The sequence below is a fragment of the Streptococcus sp. CCH5-D3 genome, assembly GCF_001556435.1.
In the GTDB taxonomy this organism is placed as follows: Bacteria; Bacillota; Bacilli; order Lactobacillales; family Streptococcaceae; genus Streptococcus.
The window spans coordinates 1-3,047 of record NZ_LSIW01000029.1 but is presented as its reverse complement, the minus strand read 5'-3'; the positions used below and the strand labels follow the sequence as shown (position 1 = coordinate 3,047).

General features: G+C 35.7%; 1 protein-coding gene and 1 pseudogene. Both read right to left on the bottom strand.

Annotated features, from left to right (window positions below; genetic code table 11):
- Positions 1-452: 452 nt before the first annotated feature.
- The gene (gene glmS, locus AX662_RS01120) at positions 453-2,270 is read right to left on the bottom strand and encodes a glutamine--fructose-6-phosphate transaminase (isomerizing) (protein ID WP_022496548.1); all 1,818 of its coding nucleotides are present in this window, start codon (positions 2,268-2,270) and stop codon (positions 453-455) included.
- Between the two features lie 635 nt (positions 2,271-2,905).
- Positions 2,906-3,047, bottom strand: a pseudogene (locus AX662_RS10535) (IS110 family transposase); the annotation flags it as partial.

Sequence of the window (3,047 nt, the reverse complement as noted above, 5' to 3'; positions counted from 1 at the left end):
AGACATCAAACGGTTGGGCTTCGGTTTTAGAAACTTCATCAACTTTAAGAAACGTATCTTCATCACTCTAAACATAAAAAAAGAGAAGACCTATCTGGTCCTCTCTAGATGTTAGCTTTTCGCCACCCACTACAGTTGACAAACATACTAAGATGAGTAGTGAGAAAATCTCCAACCAGAGAGTACTCACTACTTTTTCGTTAGGTTAAAGTAGTGGGGTCTTGTAAAATTGTAGTATAGCGCTATACGTCACTTGACAAGCTGGCAAGAAACCTTGATCAAAAATACCAGGAAAGGTATTTTTTAGCATGCCTTTTTATGGCTCAAAAATTGTTAAAACTAAGACAATAAACTCAGAATAGTACTGTCTTATCTCATTTTTAACTTAAAGCTTTGATAGACTTGATAAATGATAAAAAAGAGCTAATAAAATTTAGAATGCGGAAACTAACTTACTCAACTGTTACTGCTTTTGCAAGGTTTCGTGGTTTATCCACGTCAAGACCCCGTTGTAGAGAAGCATAGTAAGCAATCAACTGAGTTGGAATAACCATTGAGATCGGTGATAAGAATGGATGTACTTGATTGACAATAATATCATCATCAGCTTTAGCTAATTTTTCCTCAACGACTGTTAAAACATTAGCTCCACGAGCAGCAACTTCCTGAATATTACCACGAGTATGAGCAGCCACAACTTCACTTGCAGAAATTAATCCTAAAACTGGAGTACCATCTTCAATCAATGAAATTGTACCGTGTTTCAACTCACCCGCAGCAAAGCCTTCACATTGAATATAAGAGATTTCTTTCAACTTCAATGATGCTTCCATAGCTACATAATAATCATTTCCTCGACCAATGTAGAAAGCATTACGAGTTGTAGCCAACAAGTTCTCAACTTTCTCAGAAATCATATCTTTTTCAGAGAGAGTCGCTTCAATTGACTGAGCAACAATTGATAACTCATGCACTAAATCAAACTCAAGTGCTTCTTTCTTGCCATTTGCTTCACCAACAGCTTTCGCAAGGAAAGCTAGAGCCGCAATCTGAGCAGTATAAGCTTTTGTAGAAGCTACAGCAATTTCAGGCCCTGCATGTAAAAGCATCGTATATGTTGCTTCACGAGAAAGCGTAGAACCAGGTACATTGGTAACAGTCAAACTAGGGATTCCCATTTCGTTAGCTTTCACCAAAACTTGACGGCTATCTGCTGTTTCACCTGATTGACTAAGCAAAACAAACATTGGTTTTTTGCTCAAAAGTGGAATGTTGTAACCCCACTCAGATGCAACACCTATTTCAACTGGTGTATCTGTCAATTTTTCAAACATAGCTTTTGACGCAAAACCAGCATTATATGAAGTCCCAGCTGCTAAGATGTAAATACGATCTGCTTCTTGTACTGACTTGACAATAGCTGGATCAACAGTGATATTTCCTTCATCATCTGCATAGGTAGAAATCAATTTACGCATTACAGTAGGTTGCTCATCAATTTCTTTCAACATATAGTAAGGATAAGTTCCTTTACCAATATCAGAAAGATCAAGTTCAGCTGTATAAGTACCGCGTTCAATAGCATTTCCTTCATAATCGGTAACTGTGATAGCATCTTTGGTCAGAACAACCAACTCTTTATCGTGAATTTCCATAAATTGACTAGTTTCACGAATCATAGCCATGGCATCTGAACAAACCATGTTGTAACCTTCACCAACACCAATCAAAAGTGGAGATTTGTTTTTGGCAACATAAATCGTATCTGGTGCTTGAGAGTCAACAAGAGCAAACGCATATGACCCTTGGATAATATGAAGAGATTTTTTTAAGGCTTCAAGAACTGATAATCCATCTTCGTCAACGAATTTACCAATCAAGTGAACTGCAATCTCAGTATCTGTCTGACCTTTAAATTTGTGTCCTTGCAAGTATTCTTCTTTAATTTGGAGATAGTTTTCAATAACTCCGTTATGAACTAAAACGAAGCGCCCTGTTTCCGAAGTATGTGGGTGAGCATTATCCTCAGTTGCTTGACCATGTGTTGCCCAACGCGTGTGACCAATACCAGTTGATCCCTTAACATCGGAGCTAATTTTAGCACGAAGATCTGCAATACGACCAACTGATTTAACTAGACAACCTTTATCTGGGGCATCAGTCACATAAATACCTGCTGAGTCATAACCGCGATACTCTAACTTTTCGAGACCCTGTATTAAGATATCCACTGCATTACTATTTCCAACAACTCCAACAATTCCACACATTAATTATTACCTGTAGCAACTTTTAAATTACTATCCCTTTCCTACAAATTGGTATAGTTCAATATCCTATTATTGAACCGAACAAAGTCATTATATACCTAGTTTTATTAGTTGTCAACAATTAAATTGGTATAGTCATAAAAGATGACTATCTTCAATTTGTCAAGTAAAAACTTATTATCAGATAATCTAAATCAATTTTTCTTAACAACTATTTAAATGAATAAAAACGAAATTTGTTATACCACTTCCAATTAAACTCTATTTTCCTTTAAAGAACAAAATTTCGCTAATAATTCAGATTTTTTTATTTCTGTGATTTGTAAAACCACTGTAGAGATTATAGAGCTTTTTGAGTATACACAAAAAGTCCCATAAAAATTGTACTGACCCCAAAAAGTTAGACAATTAATTTATCCAAAGGATTTAGTTCTGTATTGCACAGGACTGAGTCCTTTTCTACCATTTGTCAAGCATATCAAGGCATTTGATAAAAAAATAGATTGAATTACATAGTCAAACTAAGGAGTTTGTCTATTTTTGAACTAAAGTTTAGTGTAAAAAGTGCACGCAAAAACAACACCTTACCTAGTGGTTTTTTGATAAGGTGTTACAATCATATGGCATAAACAATTTTACCGATTTTGGGTAGAAGTATAATCGTAAAGCTTGTTATGTGTTATGAGGTAATACATTGTTCTAATGAGACGATGTGTAGAGGCAATCGTGTGTGGTTTGGTTGAAGTCACTTGCGATTGTCTTTTCCGTTTCTCATAG